This window comes from Peribacillus sp. R9-11, assembly GCF_031345095.1.
GTDB classification, from domain to species: Bacteria; Bacillota; Bacilli; order Bacillales; family DSM-1321; genus Peribacillus; species Peribacillus butanolivorans.
On the sequence record NZ_CP133763.1, the window covers coordinates 1,997,955 to 2,016,939 of the forward strand.

Sequence of the window (18,985 nt, forward strand, 5' to 3'; positions counted from 1 at the left end):
TCATAAGTTGGACCGTCTTAAATTAGAGGCTTTACCTTTTCAACTAACTCCGTAATATCAATATCCTCGTTATAAACAACCTGATTTATACGAAAATCCTCACTCGCAGCAAAACTCATTTTAATCTGCTGAATCCATACATATGCAGCAACTGCAGATGTCCAATCTGGATCTTTCTTGAAATCTGAATTTAGAACCGAAAAAATTCCACTCTGAAAGAAATTAGTTCCCTTGGTGTGTAAGTATACTTTGATATTAATGTTCAACATTCAACACCCCAATGACATTACCTTATTTCTTTTCGAAGATATAATCTAGGTTATCTGCTCCAATCATTGCTTTACCTTTATTATTATAAGGGATTCTTACTTTGGTAAGTAAATTTCCAAAAGGTTTATCACTAACTTATGGTTAAAAGAAAAGAATATCCACGGCCAGGTAAAACCTTTTATTGAGATTAATTAAGGTTGTCCATAAAATCCGTATCAAAGTAAAGATTAGTCATAAGCTTGTTCACAATCCCATTGAAATAAGCAAATTGTCCTTTATGCATGTTAACTCCAGCCTTAACTTTCATTGCAAATTCCTTGAATGCTTTGATGCCAATCTGTATTTCCTGTGAACCTGTGAATGCTCTTTTGTTAGTAGAATAATCAACCACTCTATTACACTGTTTAATTACCTTCCAAAACTCCTGTATAGTTTCAGCTTTTTCGTAGAAAGCCCCTACTAGATTACTAAATACACCTGGAACCCAATGGGCTACAAAATTCGCATGTTTTAAAGAGGTTTCTAGAGAATTATCCACATGAGAGAATTGAGCCACAGCTTTACGTTTATTGTTTTTAGTATTTTGTTTTAAGAAAGATGTAGTTGTTTTATTGGCCGGACACTTCTTGGACTCTTCCATAGGGTCCTTGCCGGACATTTCATCTTTCACAGGTTGAATAATGATGGCATTGGCTGTTTGCATCATGTCCTTTTTTCTCTTCATAGGTACCTGACGGATCATACCTAGGTCTTCTAGTTTCTTCATTAAACGTTGAACAGTTTTATAACAAAGTTTCATTTTAGCTGCAATCGTATTTTTAGACATATAGCTCACGCCTATTTGCTTGCAACTGTGTCGTTTTAAAATCTCTAACAATTTAATTAATCTAGCTTGTACATCCACACGTTTTACAGACTTACGAATGGCGTCTCGGCAAACTCGTACATTCTTATTTAACTCTTCTATTTCAATGAAAGATGATAGGTTGTTATATGCTTCTTCATTTGCTATTACGTCGATACGTTTCTTCATTTAATAATGTCTCCTCTTTGGAAACAAAAAAGCAACAGATTGCCAAATGAAAGCAAACTGTTGCTTTTAACTCTAAACATGATATAAAATACATGCATAGAGTACAGCAAGTGTTTGCCTATCGTGAGTAGGCGGACGGTATAAGAGTGTTGGTAGCACTACTTATACACGCTGTGCTCTTTTGTTTTTTATAAAAAAAATTGAACGATATGAAATAAATACTGCCCGATAATCACCCGATAAATGCCCGATTAATCTTGAGCTGATTTGAGTTATTATGATTCGTCAGGTCATAATAAACCTTATATATAGGCGTTTTCTTGAAGGTTTGAGTCACATTTAAAGGTCAGAGCATGTTCCGCACACAAGTTCACCCATGGGAACGCGAACAATATATGTCTACTTATTAATAGCTTAAAAGCCTTGGCATTACTGAGTTTCTCAGTTGCCAAGGCTTTTTTTATTTTAATGATATGAGAAGGAAACTAGATGATTGACCACATTTTGACCACATTTCATACTATTTCATATTTAATTGTTCATAATCCATGTATTTAGAATATCCAACTACACTTTTTTCTTCGAGTTCCTTTGACATGTGAGCGTAGACATCTGCTGTTGTTTGAATTGATTTATGTCCCAGTCGTTCTTGTACATCTTTTAAACTTGCTCCAGATTCAAGAAGTAAAACAGCATGGGTATGACGTAAACCGTGAATGGTTATATGTTTTGTAATTCCTGCTTTTCTACATATGCGAATAAATGCCCTGTGTAAAGTAGATTTTGAATAGGGGAGGCCATTCCCTCTTTCGAAAACAAGATTTGTTTCTCTATGATACCTTTCTGCCAATTTCAGTTTTATTTCCTTTTGCTTAATAACATGACGCGTTAATAGAGCAGTAAGGCTTTCGTCGATTAAAATTTTTCTATAAGATGTTTCGGTTTTAGGTGGTCCGAACATTTTATCAATATCCAAAACATCATAATTTAAAGTTTTGTAGATTTTAATTTTATTATCAGTGAAATCTAAATCTAATACCTGGAGAGCTAAAGCTTCACCTTTACTTAAACCAGTATCGATTAGTGTTTTAAATAAAATAAAATAGTTCCAATTATCTTAATTATGTCTCCTAAAATGAAAGTGGGTGTTGAAATTTGAAAAAAAGAACCACTTATAAAGAAGTGATTCAGAAAAAGCAATGTGTAGTTTGTTCAGATAACGAAGCTGAATTACAAATTAATTAAGAACAGTGGGTATGTAAATCTTGTGCTCAGTACATGAATGATTTAGGAAATGAAGTTAATTAAATTTTATTCCAGATATAAACAAATTGACTTGCTTCGGATTCTAAAGCAATTAACATGTCTTCATTATAATCATTCTTTATATAAAATTTGTTCTTATGCAAATTTAAAACAGAATGATTAACCTCGAAATTGAACGTTTTATCATAGCTTGAAGTATTTAGCAGTATCAGTGATGAGTTAATGTTTCTCTTATCAACCTTATCATTTTTTCCTTTGAAATAAAGTTTAATGAGGTGTGGAACACCGTTAATTAAAAGACCTAATTCAGAAGAAGAGCGAACTGAAAGTTTATCGCCAATCCAGACAGACTTTCCAGGATCAAACCATATCGTTTCTTTCTTATTTAGGAATTTTAAATATTGTCTGATTGCATATATATAGTTCGGTTGTTTTTTTATATCAATCCTTGGAATTAGGTTCTCAAAACAATTTTTGTTTAAATCATTTTTATGATACGAAACAATCTGATCTCTAAGTTGCTTCCAATAATCGAAGGCTGGATGATACTCTTTTTGATATTTGATTTTTCTTACCATGTTGGTTTTTGCTGAAACTCCTTTCAGAGTAAATTCAGTAAACTGCGAAAGACCAATATTAATTTTTTGAGTAGTATTCATATAGTCACTTCCATCATTAAAAGATTCGACAAACATTTGGAGAAATCTCACAAATAAAAACTAATAAATTATGTGACATATTGCATAAATATGATGGGAATAGGGAAATAATGAATGCTTAAAAATAAAGTCAAGAAAGTTAAGTTCTTAGAGTTTAGAGGTTTGTATAGTTCATAAACGTCTGGCCGGAAAAACTGGAGGACATTCATTAAAGATAGGAAACTAGAATTCCTGTTTTCAATGGATGTCCTTTTTTATTTAGAAAAAGAGAGAAGGAATTGAAATGGAAAAAGAAAAAAAGAAAGAAAAATCAAGTACCTAATCAAATGGAAAGTGGATCGGTATCGGACGGACAAACGCACGGGCGCCATCAGTCCGGTAAAGCCAAGTCGTTATGTACAATATGCTTATGATGAACTAGAACGTCAAATTCCTAAAGAATAGAAAGAGGTGCCAGGACACATGAAAAGAAGAAGTGATATGCCGGCTGTTGATGAAAAAAAGACCAAAAGAGAAGTGTAGAAGGCGATTTCAGAATATCGAGATTTCTTAATCACACTTCCTATTTTTTAAATGCCAAAAGTGACACCCTCTTATTCATTGGTGCCTCCTTCTAACACCAACGCGTTTCATTCCAGCACGGAAGATGCAGCACTAGAACGGATTGAATTTGAGCAAAACCGATCGGATTGTTTAACTAAAATGCACGATGCGGTGAATAGTTTGAAAGATATCGAGAAATTGATCATGGTGAAAAAGTATCTTCTCCATGATCAACACGGTTACGACCTGTTAATTTGGACTGAATTAGGGCTAGGAAATACCAAGTATTATGCCATTAAAGGAGAGGCCGTGTTGCGCCTGGCCTTCGCCTTGAAAATCGAAGTCTATAAAAAAGGGGGTGTTTCGAATGAACGTGGTCCAACCCATTCGTGACAAGGCCCTGCTGCAGGATATGAAAGACTTCCTGAAACAGAATAATGAACGAAATTACATTATGTTTTTGCTCGGAATCCATACAGGCCTACGTATCTCGGATATTCTTCGATTACGGGTAAGGGATGTGCAAGGATGGGACATTGTCCTGAAGGAAAAGAAGACGGATAAACATAAAGAAGTGAAGATGTCGAATGAATTGAAAAGGGCCATCCGCAGTTATGTGAAAGACAAACCCTCGAATGAGTATTTGATTAAAAGTCGAAACGGAAAAAACAAACCGATTACAAGGGGAATGGCCTATGTGATTTTGAGTCAGTTGGCGGAGGAATTTAGACTGGAACGAATCGGGACCCATTCCCTTCGAAAGACTTACGGGTATAATCATTACAAGAAATTCAACGATGTCGTAGCCCTTCAACAGATCCTGAATCACACGGATCAACGAGAAACCTTAATTTACATAGGGATTAAACAAGATGAACTCAATAAAATGCAGGGGAAAATCGATTGGTGATTTCCTCTTTTTTGTGTGTTCTTTTTCTTTTTGTCCTATTAAATTCACTTCAACCTGGCGGTTGTTCAATTCATTTTTAGGAAAGGGGATATTCCTTGGGACTGTAAGAAAAGGTGGTTGCCTGTGAAGTATACACAATCTGGATTGTAACGAATTCAAAGGGGGTATTTTCAGCCCATTTTGCATCGGAAAGGGCAAAAGGAAAGGCGAACGATTCGCGAACGATTTCCGAACGATAAACGGACACTTATTCATTTTGACTGTGATAAAGTAATAGTATGGAAGTTTTGAAGATGCTTCTAAATGAGGCGTGATGGTTTTTAGTTGTTGCGACTTATCCCCTTTTTTACCTCATTTTAGGTATAAAGAAGGGGATTATCTCCTTTTGTCGAATTAGATGGCAAGGGTGGTGATAATATGCCGACATTTGAATATAAAGTCTTAACGTATAATAATCGTGATACTTATAATACTGATAGATTACTAGAGTCTAAATTAGTAAAACTTGGTGAACAAGGTTGGGAGTTAGTTTCAGCTTTACCTGTTGTTAATGGATCGGGTTCTGAAGGCGAAATTTCAGTTTACACGGATGACATTAAATTTATATTTAAAAAAGAAAATTAATTTTATGTAAGCATCCTTTCGAGGGTGCTTTTTATTTTGAAGAAAGAAGGAATTATCGACTAAAATAGGGAATATTTTACTATCTGACATTTGTTTTAAAGATTGAAGTTTACAAATGAATGCACCCATTATGGGTGTTTTTCTTTGAAACAAGTAATTATAACACGCAAATATGGAAAAGATAGGAGTTGATAAAGATGTTATCCGATAGGGATATACATTCTTACCTTAGTAAAGAAATTGTTATTCATCCATATTCTGAAAGTAATCTGACGCCACTTGGTTATAATCTCAGTCCCAGTGATTTTGTGTTCTCTTTACAGGAGAAAGATTTAATTCTAGAAAAAGACGGCTATTATCACATTAAACCACATGATACAGTATTAGTACTAACTAAAGAATCAGTGTGGATTTCAAAAAAAATTGCGGGTACTTTTCATTCAAAGGTAGGAGTGGTTTCTAATGGATTCGGACATATTTCAACAACTTTAGATCCTAATTGGAATGGACCACTTTTGATTTCTATTAACAACCCTACAAAAATGGAGTTGAAATTACCGGTTGATAAGACATTTATCACCTTAATATTTTACAAATTGCGTACACCATCATCTAAAGATCATGATAATGTTTCTAGCAGAAAAGATATTTTAAAATCAATATCAGATAAAATTCTAGAAAAAGATTTATCTGATAGCCAAAGAAACTTTATAGCTAAGACTAATACCATTTTTAACGATCAAAATATTTCTCAAGAGTTTTCAGAAAAGGTACGAAGTATTTCAACGGAATCTAAAAAACCAATTATAAATGCTATAAAACGGAGCAGAGTGAAGTTTGGATTGAATGTAATAAAATATTATGGATTAAGTGCTCTTTGTATTATTCTTATCTTAGTAACTACTCTCAGGATAATTATTCATTTCAAACCCATAAAGATGTTAGAGTTTTTATTGGTACTTGATCAAGCTACAGTTGTTGCACTTATAACAATAGTAATCGGATTACTGTATATTACAAAGCCCATCAAGGAGGAAATAAAATAATGCAATATCAACTAAAGATCAGTTTATTAAATGGTGAAGCTAAACTTCCTTATCAAGCTCATCCAGGTGACGCAGGAATGGATTTATTTTCAGTTGAAGAAAAAATTATTAAACCATCGGATTCAGCACTAATAAAAACCGGTATAAAAATTGAGCTTCCACCGGGGACAGAAGCACAAATTAGACCAAGGAGTGGTTTAGCTTTGAAACACTCCATCACTGTTTTAAATAGCCCAGGTACTATCGATGAAGGTTATAGAGGTGAAATTGGTGTAATTTTAATTAATCATGGTAAAGAAAATTTTAAAGTAGAGAAACAAATGAGAATTGCACAAATGGTGATTTCCCCAGTAATTAGTGTAGACATTTCGGAAACTGTTGAATTATCCGAAACTGCGAGATCTGAAGGTGGTTTTGGTTCCAGTGGAACAAAATAAATAGTAAATAATCTGGCAGACAAACGGCAAACTTTTGACAGAAAGTCGGCAGGGCATTAGGAATTATATGTGTTAAATTTATATTATCAAGAAAATAAACAAAGCCAATATTGGTGATAGGGCGGCATTCCTTGCAGATGCCGTTTTTTTCTGTCTTTATTTGACGAACGATAAAGATTGTACACTAACTTTCTTAGCCTGATAATTAGAGGGCGAATGGAGGTGGAGTGAAACAATGTATATGGACTAGAACAGCTACCCTGTCACTATGCCTTATTGCTGTTAATAGTAGCTTCGCTGGTATTGGACGAACATTGTGAATTGTCAATTTTTGGACTTTTTTGTAATTTTTTGTTTACATATAATTACTATAATGGTATTATTTATTCAGTGAAATATAGTATTTAAGGAGAGGACACAAGATGAAAAGGAAATTAATGAAGGTTTTTTCCGTAATTATGGCAACATCTATCGCCATAATTGGTTTTGGATTAATGCCAGTACAAAAAGCGGAAGCAGCAACCGCATGTGATACTACATCGGGGAGTTATGCTATTTGTGGTTCCGATGATGGATCTAATGTAAATGCAAGTATAACAATTACTAGTCATACATATTCTATATCGTATTGGACAATGTATCTTCAACGTTATGAAAATAGTAAATGGAACACAATAGGAACAAGAACAGGTTATATTGAATGGGGTGATAATTCATATAGAACATTTACAGATGTATCGAAAAAGAATGCGAAAACAAGAATTTATGTAAAGTTTTATTCAGATGCAGCTCATACAAAAAGTGAGGGTGCCCATGCAACACAGTCGTGGATTAGATAAGAGACATTTCATTAACAGAAGAAAGGATTGTATAAAACTCCACTTTTTTATACAAATTACAGGCTTTTTTCAAAGCCAAAAATGTTGATACATCAACCATGTATAAAACTATTTAGAACAATATATAGGACACAAAGTGATTTTTAATTTACATGAATCCGCTAAGGAAAATAAGTCAATGAAAGCTTTCTATAGTACACATGCAGATAATCATTATGTAAGAAACACTTTGATAACAGTAGATCAATTGGGCATGTGGGTAGAAGGATTTCAAGAGACTACAGTTTATTTCGATAACGATTTGAAAGCAGTAGATCCACCAAAAACAGAATGGATTACATACCATGTATTAATTAGATGGGAATTCATTCAAGATGTGTTTGTAGTAGAGAATCCAAGTTTAAATGAAAATTGGTTTAGATAAATAAAGTTTTAGTGAGCATCCATTAATTTGGGTGCTTTTTGTTTTGCAGGAAATTATCTCCTTTTGTCGAATTATTGGGTGAAAGGAGCGTTAAAAAGTGGATATCATATCATCATTATTAAAAAATAAGTACGTGGTCTATTTTCTTATATTCATAATATTATTTCCAATTATAATGAATGTTTTAATATTTAGTTGGGGAACAACCATAACTCATGGAGACTTAGATACATGGATAGGTTTTTTTGCAACATATTATGGCGCAATTATAGGTGGAATAATTGCAGGAGCATTGACTTTGATAGGAGTAAAGATGACTATTAATTCAACTATGGAAGGTGTAAAAAGAACTATTAATCAACAAAAAAATCTTCAAAAACACGAAATTATGATTCAGACTAAAAAAGAAAGATTAACCAAATTTTATGGACCTATGAGTATGCTTAGGAGTCAATTTGATTTTAGACATAATGCCCATAATTTTTCTGATTTAGATTTTGATGAACAGAAGCTTTTTTTGCAGGAATTGAGCGACAATTTACTTTATACTGATTCGGAAATATATATCAAGGCCATAGAAATGAGATGGGCATTTAAAGATGGGGATTACTCTTATCTAAATGAGGCTTATAAAGAGATTACAGAAATAATCACAGATGAATTGCATTCTATACGAAAATTATTACGGTTACCAACAATAGAAATTTAAAATCAGTGCACTCATTCGTTGAGTGCTTTTTATATGGTTAATCATACGAAGGTATGTCCGTACTCCAATTAGGGTACTCTAAAATTTTTTCCTTCATTAGAGCGAAATTCCTAAAGAAAATCTTTAAAGAAAATATATAAAGAAAACCCTCTGAAGGGATTCTTTTAAGTTTATATCATCGAGAATAAAGGAATGGGCGGCACTCAAATGGTGTCGTCTTTTTACGGATAAAGAAGGGAAATAAATCTTTGTGTCGAATGTAGTAGGCAGAAAGGGGTGTTTTGAAATGAAATTTAATATTGTAGTAGTTCCACCAGATGGGGGAGAAGCAAATTTCTCAGCTCCTATAAAGGGTAACAGAATCCCTCAAAAAGGTGAGTATATTCAATTGACAGAAGAAGATGGCACTTCATATTTTTTAGTTAGAAATATTATATCTTGTTTTGAAGAGGATGATTCGTCAGTGAAAGACTTTAGTGAAACTGGAATTCATGTTGAAGTTGAGCCTCTTGATTATGAGATGCAATCACCTTCACAACAAAGGATGATAGAAAGATATAAAACCGAAGGATATACTGTTAAACAATATATTCCGTCAGGATATTAAGGGGGCGAACAATGAAAGATCCAGGAGTGGTCAGTAGTGAACATTTAGATCCAGGTACAGTTGGAAACTGAATAAGAATTTGGAGGCACTCATTTATGTGCTTTTTATTTGCGGGAAATTAACTTTTTTTTTTGAATGTATAAGCAAAAAGGAGGGGAAGAATGAAATAAAAGAACTAAACTAGCTGTCTTCTATCAATTTTATAATTTAGAAAAAGCACTAACCTTTGAGGTCAGTACTTTTTTGCGTTTGTGATGGCTATTCATTTAATGTTATCTATACCAGTATCCTGAATAAACAGTACCATTTACTATTGGACTTGAATGAGACGAATCAAAATAATAAGTTACCTTTATTCTAGTTTTAGCATTTTTTTTCGATACATTTGTAAATGTTCTACTTGAAGGGCTTCCCCAGTCTATGTATCCATTCCGAGTTCCAATTGTTTGATAGCTTCCATTTACATTTCTTTGCAAATCCATTTTCCAATAAGTCTTACCATAAGTCTGAAATCCAGATCCGTATATTTCTCCAATAACATTGTCACCTGAATCTTTCCCACATACTTTAAAAGTTCTATTAAGTTCTGTACCTGAAGAAGTATCATTACAACCTGATGCTGCTGATGCGCTTGATGTAAATGTAAATAGTCCAGTAATCCCTATTACTGAGATCAACATGACAATATACATTTTTTTGATGAATTTTTTCATTTTTTAACACCCCTTGAATAATTTTCTAATACCAGAACCATAGTATCATAAGTTAGAAAATATTACATATAATCGCTTAAAAATAGGTATTTTTTCCTATTTTTTATGAGGATAGAATATACTAAAGAAAATCTTAATGAAGCATGTAAAGGCATTAGAAGAAGCAGGGTTCAAAGTTTTATATATACAAAACCCTCATGCAATCTATGCAAAACTTGCTCCTAGAATTGAAATGCTCTTTGCCCAAAAACGTATTATTTTTGGTGATAATCCATTGATGAGGTGGAACACAAATAACATTGTTGTAAAAGTTAAAAATGATGGAAATAAAGACTTTGTCAAAAAAGATTAAGTTAGGAGAAAGACAGATGGATTTTCAGCTTTTGTCTACGCTCTGTGGCAAGCTGATCAAATACTAGTCGATGATGTGGACTTTTTCTTAGATGATATAGAATTTTAATAGGCTCTGTAAAAGGATGTTGTTGATTATCTTGTTGAACTATCGGGGCAGGATAGCTCTATAAGAAATTGAACCAATATGTAATAATTGTTAAAAGTAAATTAGAGAGAATAGGAGAACAGCTAACAGGTGCATTGAGGGAGATTATGAAATGAGTTAATGTGATTAAAGCCTTGCTGCTGTTGGTCCTATGGTTGTTTTTTTAAATCTCCTTATCTTTATTGATTCTTTCTTTATCTCTATTGAAAAATTATCTCCATTGAATAAATTACTATTTTCACGCAATTAAGCAGAATTATTAATTTTAATAAAGAGTTTATTTTCTTTAATTCCCAAATTTACCCTTCACTCCTTTGTTTTGTGTTAACATATATTGGGAATTACAAAAAAGGGGATGGGTTTATTGAAATTAGTAATGAAAAGTTTCGTTTTTGCATTGTTTTTCTTGTTAATCGTTCCACAAGTTAGTCTAGGTTATAGTGAAGAGGATGTCGAAGAAGATTTAGAATTAGGAGAAAGCATCATGGTTGAAGGTGAATTATCAGGACCTGGATATGGAACTAAAGCAGTAGATAGAGTAGTCAAAACTCTAGAAGGACCAACCAAAGTAAAAAAACGCGTTAGGTATTTAACAGGTTCATGGGTGAAGGCAAGCTCATACCAATGGTCCAAGAGTAATTCTGCAACCTCAACTGTGTCATCTGATGCAGGTGCAAGTGCAGGTGGTATTTCGAGTTCTTTAGGAGTTTCAAATTCAGTAACCACTACATATTCTGTTGCCATAACTATTCCCGCAGACAAAAAAAAGTTCAGTAAACTAGCTTTCTATAGCGATTTTAATAAGAGGTATGTTCGAGTATTGTTGTATAATTTTAATGGGATATTGTATTCTGACAAAAAAACTAATCATTATGCTCCACGTAAAGACACTTATTTACAGGTCGTATATCAATAATTTTTGAGAGAAGAGTGTTTATGGTAAAAAATAAGAAAATTATTATTGGATTGATAATATCTGTATGTGTGATTTCGGCTTTTTTTATACTAACGAAAACCGACCATAAATATGGAAAAAAAAGTAATCAAACTGATGAAGTAAAACTTAAGTTTGCGAATAACTTAATAAGTTACATTATTGAAGATAAAGAAGGTATGTCATTCAACATTTTTGGTGTTCAAAATATTAAAGACAAGGATTCTTCTCTCGTGGACGTAGTATCATCTATTGAATTAAATAATCCTAATATAAGGATTGTCGATTACCAAGTAGATACTGGAATTGTTCATAAAAACTATAAATTAGTTAATATTCTTGTTACTTTAAAACCATTAACAAATAATGTTGAAACGGCTGACCAACTTTTAATTCAGTTTAATAACGAGAATACAGAAACTTATGATATTGGAAGTATAACAGTACAAAATGATATGTCTTATCAAAATAAACACTTTGAACCATCAGGTCAATATACTGTTGCATATCCGTATTTAGGTTTAGATATTAATCTTAGAAACAAGACAGACCAGACTATTTCTCCATCTAAAATTTCTGATCTTACGAAAAATCTATCCTATCAATTTGATAGACCTTTCGAATTTCAACCACATGATAAAAAACACATTAAAATTAATACCTTTTATAAAGGTAAAAAGGAATTTGATTTTATGACTGTTTCACCTATTCTTTCATATACTTTTGATAACGAAAGTTATCTTTATAATATGCCAGGAGTTGTTTATGGTATTCTTGATTCTGACACTGATAAGATAGAAAAAATGATTAAGTAACGGTAGAAAATATGTTCGGTGAATACAGACTAGTCGACTATTAAACCATCAATCTAAAACAAAAAGATTAGCCTTCGCGCTAATCTTTTTGTTTTAGAAAATCTCCTGTAGTTATAAAATAAAGTCGTACCGTTTATAAAAAGGTTGCACCGTTTTGTATAAAGTTTAATCGTTTATAAAATGATAAACCAAAATCAAGTATTGATTTTGGTTTTCCTTCATGAACTAACGGGTGCGTTAGTTCCATAGGATCCAATAAAGTAGACCACAATAATATAAGTGGTCTCTTTTATTTGTTCAAAAATCAACATTAATGATTAACAAAGCCTTTTTAAAAAAGGAGGTGAGATATTGGGAATATTAGATCTGATGAAAAGTAGAAATAAAGAACTTGAATTCATGTTTGATTTTGATTTAATCCAAGATACTTCCAAGAAAATTCACATGAAGCAATTGGCTATCCAAACCTGTATCAATATGATTGGCCGTACCATTAGCCAATCGGAATTTTATGTGAAGAAGGATAAAAAGATTGTGAAGGACGAAATGTATTATCGGTTAAATGTCAGACCGAACCCGAACATGTCAGCCAGTCAATTTTGGCAAACTGTTGTTCACAAGCTGATCTATGAAAATGAGTGTTTGATCATCCAGTCGGATACCGAGGATTTATTGATTGCGGACTCTTTCACACGAGTTGAATATGCCTTGGTCAATGATTCATTTAAAGATGTAACCATTAAGGACTTTACGTTTTCTCGAACATTTCAAATGAACGATGTTATTTATTTGGAATATAGCAACAAAAAGCTATCGACTTTGTTTGATGGCTTATATTCCGATTATGGAGAACTATTTGGTAGGATCATAGAATTTCAGAATCGCAAGAATCAAATTCGCGGTTTGGTAGATATAGAGGCTGTCAGTGATAAATCAGAAAAGACACAGGAAAAACTACAGAATTATATCAACAAAATTTATACTGCTTTCACAGACAAATCTGTAGCTATTGTTCCACAACAAAAAGGCTTTAAATTAGAGGAATTGAAAAACGCTACTCAGCTTCAAAGTGTGGATGAAGTCGCCAAAGTAATTGATGGTTTTTTAGATCAGGTTGCAAAAGCCTTAGGAATTCCGGTTTCCTTACTTCACGGTGATATGGCTGATGTAGAAAAGCCTACTCGCAATTACATGACTTTTTGCATTGATCCTTTCTTGAAAAAAATCAAAGATGAATTGAATGCCAAGATGATCGATAAAAAGGAATACTTGGCAGGGAAGAAGATGGAAACTAAACGGGTTTCTTACAGTAATATTTTTGATGTTGCCACTGCTGTCGATAAGTTAAGATCATCCGGTACTGTAAACGGGAATGAACTGCGTGAGGAACTTGGTTTGGAAAGGGTGGACGACCTTATGATGGATAAATACTTTATCACCAAAAACTATCAAGAAAGTTCAGAAGCACTTAAAGGAGGTGAGAAAAATGAAGCATAAAATCAAAGGTGATATTATCAATTGGAATTCGAGTATTTGGGATTTTAACTATCAAATGAAGTCTATAAAAGAAGATGAGGATATTGATTTATCTGTTAATTCTTATGGAGGCGATGCCTTTTTAGGAATTGACATTTGTAATACTCTTAAAGATCATAAAGGACTTGTTACTGTGACGATAACAGGCATGGCGGCAAGTGCTGCATCCGTTATTTGTATGGGTGCTGATAAAATACAAGCGCATGCAAATACCATGCTGATGGTCCACAATGCTCAAACATTTGTAGCTGGAGACGCTAAAAAACTTCGAAAGGCTGCTGATGATGTTGAAAAGGTAAGCCAAGCTGTACTGAAATCATATACAAATCGGGTAGATGAGGATACTATGAAAAAATTACTCGATGATGAAACATATCTTACTGCTGAAGAAGCATTAAAATATGGGCTAATTGATGAAATCATCGATGCTGAACCAGAAGAAGTCGAATCTGAAATCTTTGAGAACAAAGCAAAAGCATTTAACAATAAAATTACGGCTGCTGTTGCACCAAAGCAACCTATCTCTGCATCAGCATCAGGCATCGACGAAAACACATTAAAACAAATGTTAGCTGAATTTAAAAATGAAATCAAAAATGAACTTAAAAAAGAGCCTGATCAAGACCCTGTTGAACCAAAACAGAACTTGAGCACGCTCTTTTTACATTTATAGGAGGTATGGAAAATGACAATTAAATTTAATAATTTTGCAGAGAAAAAACAAGCATTTGCTAAAGCAACACAGGAAGGTAGTGCTGAAGATCAGTCTGCTGCGTTAAATAATATGCTGGAAGCGTTGGCTCAGGACGTACAGGGCGATATTATGAATCAAGTTAATACATCAATGCTTGACCGTTCCATCATGCAAGCCAGGGGCGCTAATGTTCTTACGAGTGAAGAGACAAAGTTTTTCAATGTCGTGATTGAAGAGGGTGGGTTTAAAGATACAGAAACACTGCCTAAAACAACACAAGAACGGATTTTTGATGATCTAGTTGAAGGGCATCCTTTACTGCAGCAACTAGGTATTCAAAATCTTGGTGCGGTTACAGAATTCATTTATGGAGATCCGGAAGGTGCTGCAGTATGGGGCCCATTATTCGGAGACATCCAAGGGCAACTAAATGCAACATTTAGAAAAGAGTCTATCAGCCAACTTAAGTTAACAGCTTTTATTCCTCTATCAAACGACATGCTAAAACTTGGACCTGTATGGGTGGAGCGCTATGTTCGGACTATGATTTCGGAAGCAATGTCCGTTGGTCTTGAGCGTGGATATGTTGCAGGGACAGGGAAAGACATGCCGATTGGATTGTTAAAAGATTTGAAGGGATCTGTTGTGGACGGAAAATATCCTGACAAGGCATCTGCCGGTATCCTTACATTTGAACCAGGTAGGGCGACAATCAATGAATTAAAAGGTGTTGTCGAAAAATTATCTATTCGTCCAGTTGGGAAAGATGAAGAAGAAAAGGTCCGCAATGTGGCTGGAAAAGTTGTAATGATTGTCAATCCCTTTGATAACTTTAGCATCCAAGCTAATGCGACCGTCCAAAATGCTGCAGGTATATACGTGACAAGCTTGCCATTTAATCCAAACATTACTGAATCCATGTTTGTGCCAAAAGGCAAAGTTGTATTCTTTATTCGTGGTGAGTATATTGCAGCTGTCGGTGGAGCGATGGAAGTGAAGAAATTTGACCAAACACTTGCCATGGAAGATGCGACACTTTATATCGCGAAACAATATGCGACGGGTAAACCAAAAGACAATTACGCAGTACAAGTTTATGACTTAGACCTAGACTTGGAAGGCGGTCTAGAGGGGTGATTTAATTGGTCAAGGATGAACTATTAAAAGAATTTAAAGAGCGTATGCATATATCACATTCAAGCGAGGACGACAATTTAAAACGATTGTTGTCCTTTTCTATTGTGGATTTGCTAGACAAATGTGGACAATTCGATGTAGAAAGAGACGAGAGGGCAAAGGAGCTAGTCTTTGAACGTACTCGTTATGCCTATAATGATGCCCTTGAATACTTCAACGATAACTTTCTTAGTCAGCTTAATAGTTTAGGATTATCGATCGCATTAAAAGAGGGTGAACCAGATGCAGCCGTTTAAATATAAACCGCCAAGAGTGAAGACGGGGGATTTACGTACTTTTATAACTTTTTATGAGTATGCACCCAATAATGGTCCCGAACCTGAGGAATCTGAAAAAAAGATTCTTTATGAAGGGTGGTCAAAAGTTGTTAACGTTTGGCTAAAGGATTTGGAGATTGCTAAGTCTAATGGAACTTTATCAGATATAACCATCACCATTAGAGACCCACATGCTGACTATATTCCGACTAATAAGCATTATCTTTCCATCGATGCTCCTGAATACCTAGACAAACGCTATAACATCAAGCATGCTCAACCCGATTTGCAAAATAAGGAGTTTATCACAATCGTAGCGAGGCTAACCGAATGAGTGTAAAGGTCAAAGGTGAAAAAGCACTGGTTGTAGAACTTGAAAGACGTATTGGAAAAATGAAGGCGCATCAATTAAGTGATAAAGCCTTAAAACGTGGTGCCCAAGTATTTATAAAGGAACTAAAAAGTCAATTTGCATCCTTTAAAGATACTGGGGCATCCATTGAAGAAATGAAAATATCAGAGCCGATGTGGGTAGCTGGTGTTAGGACTGTTAAAGTTTATTGGCGTGGTCCGAAAGAACGTTTTCGAATCATTCATTTAAATGAGTTTGGCACTGTGCAAAACCCAAACCCAAAAGGGAAGGGTTCAATTGCAAGAGCAATGAGAAATGTTGAAAGGGCTTATCGAGAGGCTATTAAACAAGCAATAAGGGAGGGGATATAATGGATGTTCTAGGGATGATATATAATACGTTGATTGCAGAGCCATACATCAAGGAAAAGGCTTCTGGGAGAATCAAATATTATGAGTTTCCCGGAACTGGAGATGTTACTGCACCATATATCATCATATATCCATTAGATGTCCCACTTCCTAAAGATTTCGCTGATGATACATGGCTGACATATGATTGCCTATTTCAAATAGAAGTTTGGCCAAAGAATAGGCTGGCCACAAACGAATTATCCGGACGTATCCGTAACGTCATGTGGAACTTTGGTTTTTCCCAAGGAACGGGTGTGGGTGAATGGGATGAAGATACAGGTATTATTCGAGATGCAAGAAGGTATCGGGGAAAATTATACAGAGACGATTTAGACACTTTTTAAGGTGTCTTTTTTTATTATTTAAAATAGGAGTGATTAATTTGGCAGAAGAGAAAAAAAGCTATCGAGCATCAACCGGTGTGAATGAATTTTATTATGCGGTTTTAACAGATGACGATGACCATTCATTTACGGCTGGTGAAATTACCCGGATTAAATTTCTACAAAATATTGAGGTAGAAATGCCGCAAGAAGCGATGAGGGCGTATGGGGATAATGGTACAGCTGAAATTGCTATTTCAGGTGGAAATGTAACAGTATCCACTCAATTTCACAAAGTACCGATTCAGGATAAGAATATTTTATTTGGTTTAGAAAAAGTGGATGGTCTTTCTTCTATTGGCGGTGAGGATGTGCCACCTTATGTGGCAGCGGTATTTACCAAGACATTTGAGGACGGTTCTAAAGAGTGGGTGGGGCTTACAAAAGGAATGTTCATGCGTTCTAAAATTTCCGGTAAAACCAAAGAAGAAAACAAAGAATTTGATAATGAAGAAGTTACTGGAGAATTTATGGAGCGTTATGTTGAGGGAGCCTCTTCTGAAAAATCTGTTCTTTTCGGTGCTGACAAAAAAGGAGAAACAGATAACCGTGATTCTTTATTTCAAAAGATATTTGGCAAGCCTTATCCAGGAACAACTGGAGAGCAAGGTGGTGTGGAAGGATAATGACAAACTTTAAAGCTGTTGTAATTGAAGATATCCAGGTCAACAGATTAGTAGTATTAGCAGTCAAAGAAAAAGAAAATGAAATAAATATTCGTTTAGCCCAAGAAGGCGAAGTTCCTGACTTTTTAGCAACAAGAGCGATCACAGAAGGTGAAGAGGTTTATGTGACCATTAAGAATAGAGAAACGTGGAAGGTCGAAGCGGGAGAAGACATTCAAGCAGGAGTTTCTGTTGGGACTGGTAAAGATGGAAAAGTAGTTGAAGCTCTTGGAGAAGATGCACTTCCTATCATCGGATATTCCATAAATGCGGCAAGTGCGGGGGAAGTTGTTAGCTATGTCCGTAACGTAAAAGGCGGAGGAGAAGGTGTTCCGGGCCCAAAAGGCGACAAAGGCTCTACTGGTGCTAAAGGTGACAAGGGTGTTGATGGATTCCCGACGGAAGAACAGTGGAGCGAATTATTAGCAAGAGTAGAGACACTAGAAGGATAAAGAGCAAGAATATTCTTGATTTAAGGCTCTGTTAAAGGGTGTTGTTGATTTTCTCGTTGAACTAATGGGGCAAGTTAGTCGAGTATGGATATATTTTTAAAAACAAGATTTGTTTTATAGAAAAAAATTAAGTAGTAGCCCTTTCTAATTAATGACTGAGCACATTTTACTATAATTCCACCATTATCCTGAACATTTTTTTAATAAAATCATTAAATAATGAGAGGACAACCTCAAAGAATGGGAGGAATGATTTATGTGTGGTTCTAATGGAATGGGCGGTTGTTGCCCTCCAGCACAAACGTTTCAAGAACGAATTTGTGGTAATTTTAGTAATCCAGGTATTGGGGTAATAGATCAGGTGGTATTTAATGCTCCAATTGGCGATTATATCGAAGGGACTTTTGAAATTTTTAACTCTGCATCCAGCTCAGGAGTTGTAACAGGTACAGTCAATACTTCAGTCGGTCCTTCTGTTGGTGTAGGACCCGTTCCACCAGGAAATACCTTTGCAAGTGCAGTGAGAAATCCGACTTCTTTCAGCCTTGATATACCAGCAGGATCAAGTGGTACGTACTGTATTACTCTGTATAAGCGTGTATTAGCATAGTTTAGTTAAAAGTAAAAAGGAGTTCTCATTTTGTATAGAGGACTCCCTTTTGTTGAGAGCAACACTGGGTGTTATTTGAAACGAATGTCTGAAATTGT

General features: G+C 34.6%; 26 protein-coding genes and 1 pseudogene. 22 read left to right on the plus strand and 5 right to left on the minus strand.

What is annotated here, in order from left to right; genetic code table 11:
- Window positions 1-17: 17 nt before the first annotated feature.
- From RE409_RS09690 to RE409_RS09705, 4 genes are all read right to left on the minus strand, one after another.
- Entirely contained in the window at window positions 18-266 is a 249-nt protein-coding gene (locus RE409_RS09690; protein ID WP_309558895.1) for a hypothetical protein, read from the minus strand.
- 191 nt (window positions 267-457) lie between these two features.
- Window positions 458-1,303: a helix-turn-helix domain-containing protein gene (locus RE409_RS09695; protein ID WP_309558896.1), complete on the minus strand. Its 846-nt coding sequence runs from the start codon at window positions 1,301-1,303 to the stop codon at window positions 458-460.
- Between the two features lie 520 nt (window positions 1,304-1,823).
- Entirely contained in the window at window positions 1,824-2,402 is a 579-nt protein-coding gene (locus RE409_RS09700; protein WP_309559256.1) for a site-specific integrase, read from the minus strand.
- 205 nt (window positions 2,403-2,607) lie between these two features.
- Window positions 2,608-3,228 (minus strand): hypothetical protein, encoded by a 621-nt coding sequence (locus RE409_RS09705; protein ID WP_201221247.1) that lies wholly within the window; start codon window positions 3,226-3,228, stop codon window positions 2,608-2,610.
- 573 nt (window positions 3,229-3,801) lie between these two features.
- Between RE409_RS09705 and RE409_RS09710 the strand changes: the two genes are divergently transcribed.
- The 9 genes from RE409_RS09710 (at window position 3,802) to RE409_RS09750 (ending at window position 9,367) form a co-directional block, all read left to right on the plus strand.
- The gene (locus RE409_RS09710; RefSeq protein ID WP_397444159.1) at window positions 3,802-4,164 is read left to right on the plus strand and encodes an ArpU family phage packaging/lysis transcriptional regulator; all 363 of its coding nucleotides are present in this window, start codon (window positions 3,802-3,804) and stop codon (window positions 4,162-4,164) included.
- On the plus strand, window positions 4,139-4,681 hold the full coding sequence (locus RE409_RS09715) for a tyrosine-type recombinase/integrase (protein WP_201254480.1): 543 nt from the start codon (window positions 4,139-4,141) through the stop codon (window positions 4,679-4,681). The genes RE409_RS09710 and RE409_RS09715 overlap by 26 nt, the downstream gene beginning before the upstream one ends.
- Before the next feature lie 417 nt (window positions 4,682-5,098).
- The gene (locus RE409_RS09720; RefSeq protein ID WP_201221243.1) at window positions 5,099-5,305 is read left to right on the plus strand and encodes a DUF4177 domain-containing protein; all 207 of its coding nucleotides are present in this window, start codon (window positions 5,099-5,101) and stop codon (window positions 5,303-5,305) included.
- Window positions 5,306-5,502: 197 nt separating this feature from the next.
- Complete coding sequence (locus RE409_RS09725) at window positions 5,503-6,351, plus strand: dCTP deaminase (RefSeq protein WP_201221241.1); 849 nt, start codon at window positions 5,503-5,505, stop codon at window positions 6,349-6,351.
- Window positions 6,351-6,788 (plus strand): dUTP diphosphatase, encoded by a 438-nt coding sequence (gene dut, locus RE409_RS09730; RefSeq protein WP_201221239.1) that lies wholly within the window; start codon window positions 6,351-6,353, stop codon window positions 6,786-6,788. The genes RE409_RS09725 and dut overlap by 1 nt, the downstream gene beginning before the upstream one ends.
- A gap of 422 nt (window positions 6,789-7,210) precedes the next feature.
- Window positions 7,211-7,627, plus strand: coding sequence for a hypothetical protein (locus tag RE409_RS09735; protein ID WP_201254481.1), 417 nt, complete (start codon window positions 7,211-7,213; stop codon window positions 7,625-7,627).
- 178 nt (window positions 7,628-7,805) lie between these two features.
- Window positions 7,806-8,051: a hypothetical protein gene (locus RE409_RS09740; RefSeq protein ID WP_201221235.1), complete on the plus strand. Its 246-nt coding sequence runs from the start codon at window positions 7,806-7,808 to the stop codon at window positions 8,049-8,051.
- Between the two features lie 175 nt (window positions 8,052-8,226).
- Complete coding sequence (locus RE409_RS09745; protein WP_309558897.1) at window positions 8,227-8,760, plus strand: hypothetical protein; 534 nt, start codon at window positions 8,227-8,229, stop codon at window positions 8,758-8,760.
- Window positions 8,761-9,046: 286 nt separating this feature from the next.
- Window positions 9,047-9,367 carry a hypothetical protein gene (locus RE409_RS09750; RefSeq protein ID WP_201221231.1) on the plus strand — a complete coding sequence of 107 codons (321 nt, stop codon included), beginning with the start codon at window positions 9,047-9,049 and terminating at the stop codon, window positions 9,365-9,367.
- Window positions 9,368-9,639: 272 nt separating this feature from the next.
- On the opposite strand, the gene RE409_RS09755 is transcribed toward RE409_RS09750, so the two are convergent.
- Complete coding sequence (locus RE409_RS09755; protein ID WP_201254483.1) at window positions 9,640-10,080, minus strand: hypothetical protein; 441 nt, start codon at window positions 10,078-10,080, stop codon at window positions 9,640-9,642.
- Between the two features lie 151 nt (window positions 10,081-10,231).
- Between RE409_RS09755 and RE409_RS09760 the strand changes: the two are divergent.
- The 13 genes and pseudogenes from RE409_RS09760 to RE409_RS09820 all read left to right on the plus strand — a co-directional run.
- Window positions 10,232-10,540: pseudogene (locus RE409_RS09760) on the plus strand (terminase TerL endonuclease subunit); the annotation flags it as partial.
- Between the two features lie 403 nt (window positions 10,541-10,943).
- Window positions 10,944-11,495, plus strand: coding sequence for a hypothetical protein (locus RE409_RS09765; RefSeq protein ID WP_201221225.1), 552 nt, complete (start codon window positions 10,944-10,946; stop codon window positions 11,493-11,495).
- Between the two features lie 20 nt (window positions 11,496-11,515).
- Window positions 11,516-12,328, plus strand: a complete 813-nt coding sequence (locus RE409_RS09770; RefSeq protein ID WP_309558898.1) for a hypothetical protein — start codon at window positions 11,516-11,518, stop codon at window positions 12,326-12,328.
- A gap of 351 nt (window positions 12,329-12,679) precedes the next feature.
- On the plus strand, window positions 12,680-13,825 hold the full coding sequence (locus RE409_RS09775) for a phage portal protein (protein WP_309558899.1): 1,146 nt from the start codon (window positions 12,680-12,682) through the stop codon (window positions 13,823-13,825).
- Window positions 13,815-14,537, plus strand: a complete 723-nt coding sequence (locus tag RE409_RS09780) for a head maturation protease, ClpP-related (protein WP_201221221.1) — start codon at window positions 13,815-13,817, stop codon at window positions 14,535-14,537. Before RE409_RS09775 ends, RE409_RS09780 begins: the two co-directional genes overlap by 11 nt.
- Before the next feature lie 12 nt (window positions 14,538-14,549).
- Window positions 14,550-15,695 carry a phage major capsid protein gene (locus tag RE409_RS09785; RefSeq protein WP_201221219.1) on the plus strand — a complete coding sequence of 382 codons (1,146 nt, stop codon included), beginning with the start codon at window positions 14,550-14,552 and terminating at the stop codon, window positions 15,693-15,695.
- Window positions 15,696-15,739: 44 nt separating this feature from the next.
- Window positions 15,740-15,991, plus strand: coding sequence for a phage gp6-like head-tail connector protein (locus tag RE409_RS09790; RefSeq protein ID WP_190271699.1), 252 nt, complete (start codon window positions 15,740-15,742; stop codon window positions 15,989-15,991).
- Window positions 15,978-16,346 (plus strand): phage head-tail adapter protein, encoded by a 369-nt coding sequence (locus RE409_RS09795; protein ID WP_201254486.1) that lies wholly within the window; start codon window positions 15,978-15,980, stop codon window positions 16,344-16,346. Before RE409_RS09790 ends, RE409_RS09795 begins: the two co-directional genes overlap by 14 nt.
- Complete coding sequence (locus tag RE409_RS09800) at window positions 16,343-16,735, plus strand: hypothetical protein (protein ID WP_201221215.1); 393 nt, start codon at window positions 16,343-16,345, stop codon at window positions 16,733-16,735. The genes RE409_RS09795 and RE409_RS09800 overlap by 4 nt, the downstream gene beginning before the upstream one ends.
- Window positions 16,735-17,121, plus strand: coding sequence for a DUF3168 domain-containing protein (locus RE409_RS09805; protein ID WP_309558900.1), 387 nt, complete (start codon window positions 16,735-16,737; stop codon window positions 17,119-17,121). Before RE409_RS09800 ends, RE409_RS09805 begins: the two co-directional genes overlap by 1 nt.
- 38 nt (window positions 17,122-17,159) lie before the next feature.
- The gene (locus tag RE409_RS09810; protein WP_201221211.1) at window positions 17,160-17,786 is read left to right on the plus strand and encodes a major tail protein; all 627 of its coding nucleotides are present in this window, start codon (window positions 17,160-17,162) and stop codon (window positions 17,784-17,786) included.
- Window positions 17,786-18,277, plus strand: coding sequence for a head fiber protein (locus RE409_RS09815; RefSeq protein WP_201221209.1), 492 nt, complete (start codon window positions 17,786-17,788; stop codon window positions 18,275-18,277). Before RE409_RS09810 ends, RE409_RS09815 begins: the two co-directional genes overlap by 1 nt.
- 256 nt (window positions 18,278-18,533) lie before the next feature.
- Complete coding sequence (locus tag RE409_RS09820; protein ID WP_201181322.1) at window positions 18,534-18,887, plus strand: S-Ena type endospore appendage; 354 nt, start codon at window positions 18,534-18,536, stop codon at window positions 18,885-18,887.
- Window positions 18,888-18,985: the final 98 nt, after the last annotated feature.

Coding starts and splice junctions, on each gene's coding strand:
- RE409_RS09695 (WP_309558896.1), bottom strand. CDS start 1,303: ATGAAGAAACGTATCGACGTAATAGCAAATGAAGAAGCATATAACAAC.
- RE409_RS09705 (WP_201221247.1), bottom strand. CDS start 3,228: ATGAATACTACTCAAAAAATTAATATTGGTCTTTCGCAGTTTACTGAA.
- RE409_RS09710 (WP_397444159.1), top strand. CDS start 3,802: ATGCCAAAAGTGACACCCTCTTATTCATTGGTGCCTCCTTCTAACACC.
- RE409_RS09715 (WP_201254480.1), top strand. CDS start 4,139: ATGAACGTGGTCCAACCCATTCGTGACAAGGCCCTGCTGCAGGATATG.
- RE409_RS09720 (WP_201221243.1), top strand. CDS start 5,099: ATGCCGACATTTGAATATAAAGTCTTAACGTATAATAATCGTGATACT.
- RE409_RS09725 (WP_201221241.1), top strand. CDS start 5,503: ATGTTATCCGATAGGGATATACATTCTTACCTTAGTAAAGAAATTGTT.
- dut (WP_201221239.1), top strand. CDS start 6,351: ATGCAATATCAACTAAAGATCAGTTTATTAAATGGTGAAGCTAAACTT.
- RE409_RS09735 (WP_201254481.1), top strand. CDS start 7,211: ATGAAAAGGAAATTAATGAAGGTTTTTTCCGTAATTATGGCAACATCT.
- RE409_RS09740 (WP_201221235.1), top strand. CDS start 7,806: ATGAAAGCTTTCTATAGTACACATGCAGATAATCATTATGTAAGAAAC.
- RE409_RS09745 (WP_309558897.1), top strand. CDS start 8,227: ATGAATGTTTTAATATTTAGTTGGGGAACAACCATAACTCATGGAGAC.
- RE409_RS09750 (WP_201221231.1), top strand. CDS start 9,047: ATGAAATTTAATATTGTAGTAGTTCCACCAGATGGGGGAGAAGCAAAT.
- RE409_RS09755 (WP_201254483.1), bottom strand. CDS start 10,080: ATGAAAAAATTCATCAAAAAAATGTATATTGTCATGTTGATCTCAGTA.
- RE409_RS09770 (WP_309558898.1), top strand. CDS start 11,516: ATGGTAAAAAATAAGAAAATTATTATTGGATTGATAATATCTGTATGT.
- RE409_RS09780 (WP_201221221.1), top strand. CDS start 13,815: ATGAAGCATAAAATCAAAGGTGATATTATCAATTGGAATTCGAGTATT.
- RE409_RS09785 (WP_201221219.1), top strand. CDS start 14,550: ATGACAATTAAATTTAATAATTTTGCAGAGAAAAAACAAGCATTTGCT.
- RE409_RS09790 (WP_190271699.1), top strand. CDS start 15,740: ATGCATATATCACATTCAAGCGAGGACGACAATTTAAAACGATTGTTG.
- RE409_RS09795 (WP_201254486.1), top strand. CDS start 15,978: ATGCAGCCGTTTAAATATAAACCGCCAAGAGTGAAGACGGGGGATTTA.
- RE409_RS09800 (WP_201221215.1), top strand. CDS start 16,343: ATGAGTGTAAAGGTCAAAGGTGAAAAAGCACTGGTTGTAGAACTTGAA.
- RE409_RS09805 (WP_309558900.1), top strand. CDS start 16,735: ATGGATGTTCTAGGGATGATATATAATACGTTGATTGCAGAGCCATAC.
- RE409_RS09815 (WP_201221209.1), top strand. CDS start 17,786: ATGACAAACTTTAAAGCTGTTGTAATTGAAGATATCCAGGTCAACAGA.
- RE409_RS09820 (WP_201181322.1), top strand. CDS start 18,534: ATGTGTGGTTCTAATGGAATGGGCGGTTGTTGCCCTCCAGCACAAACG.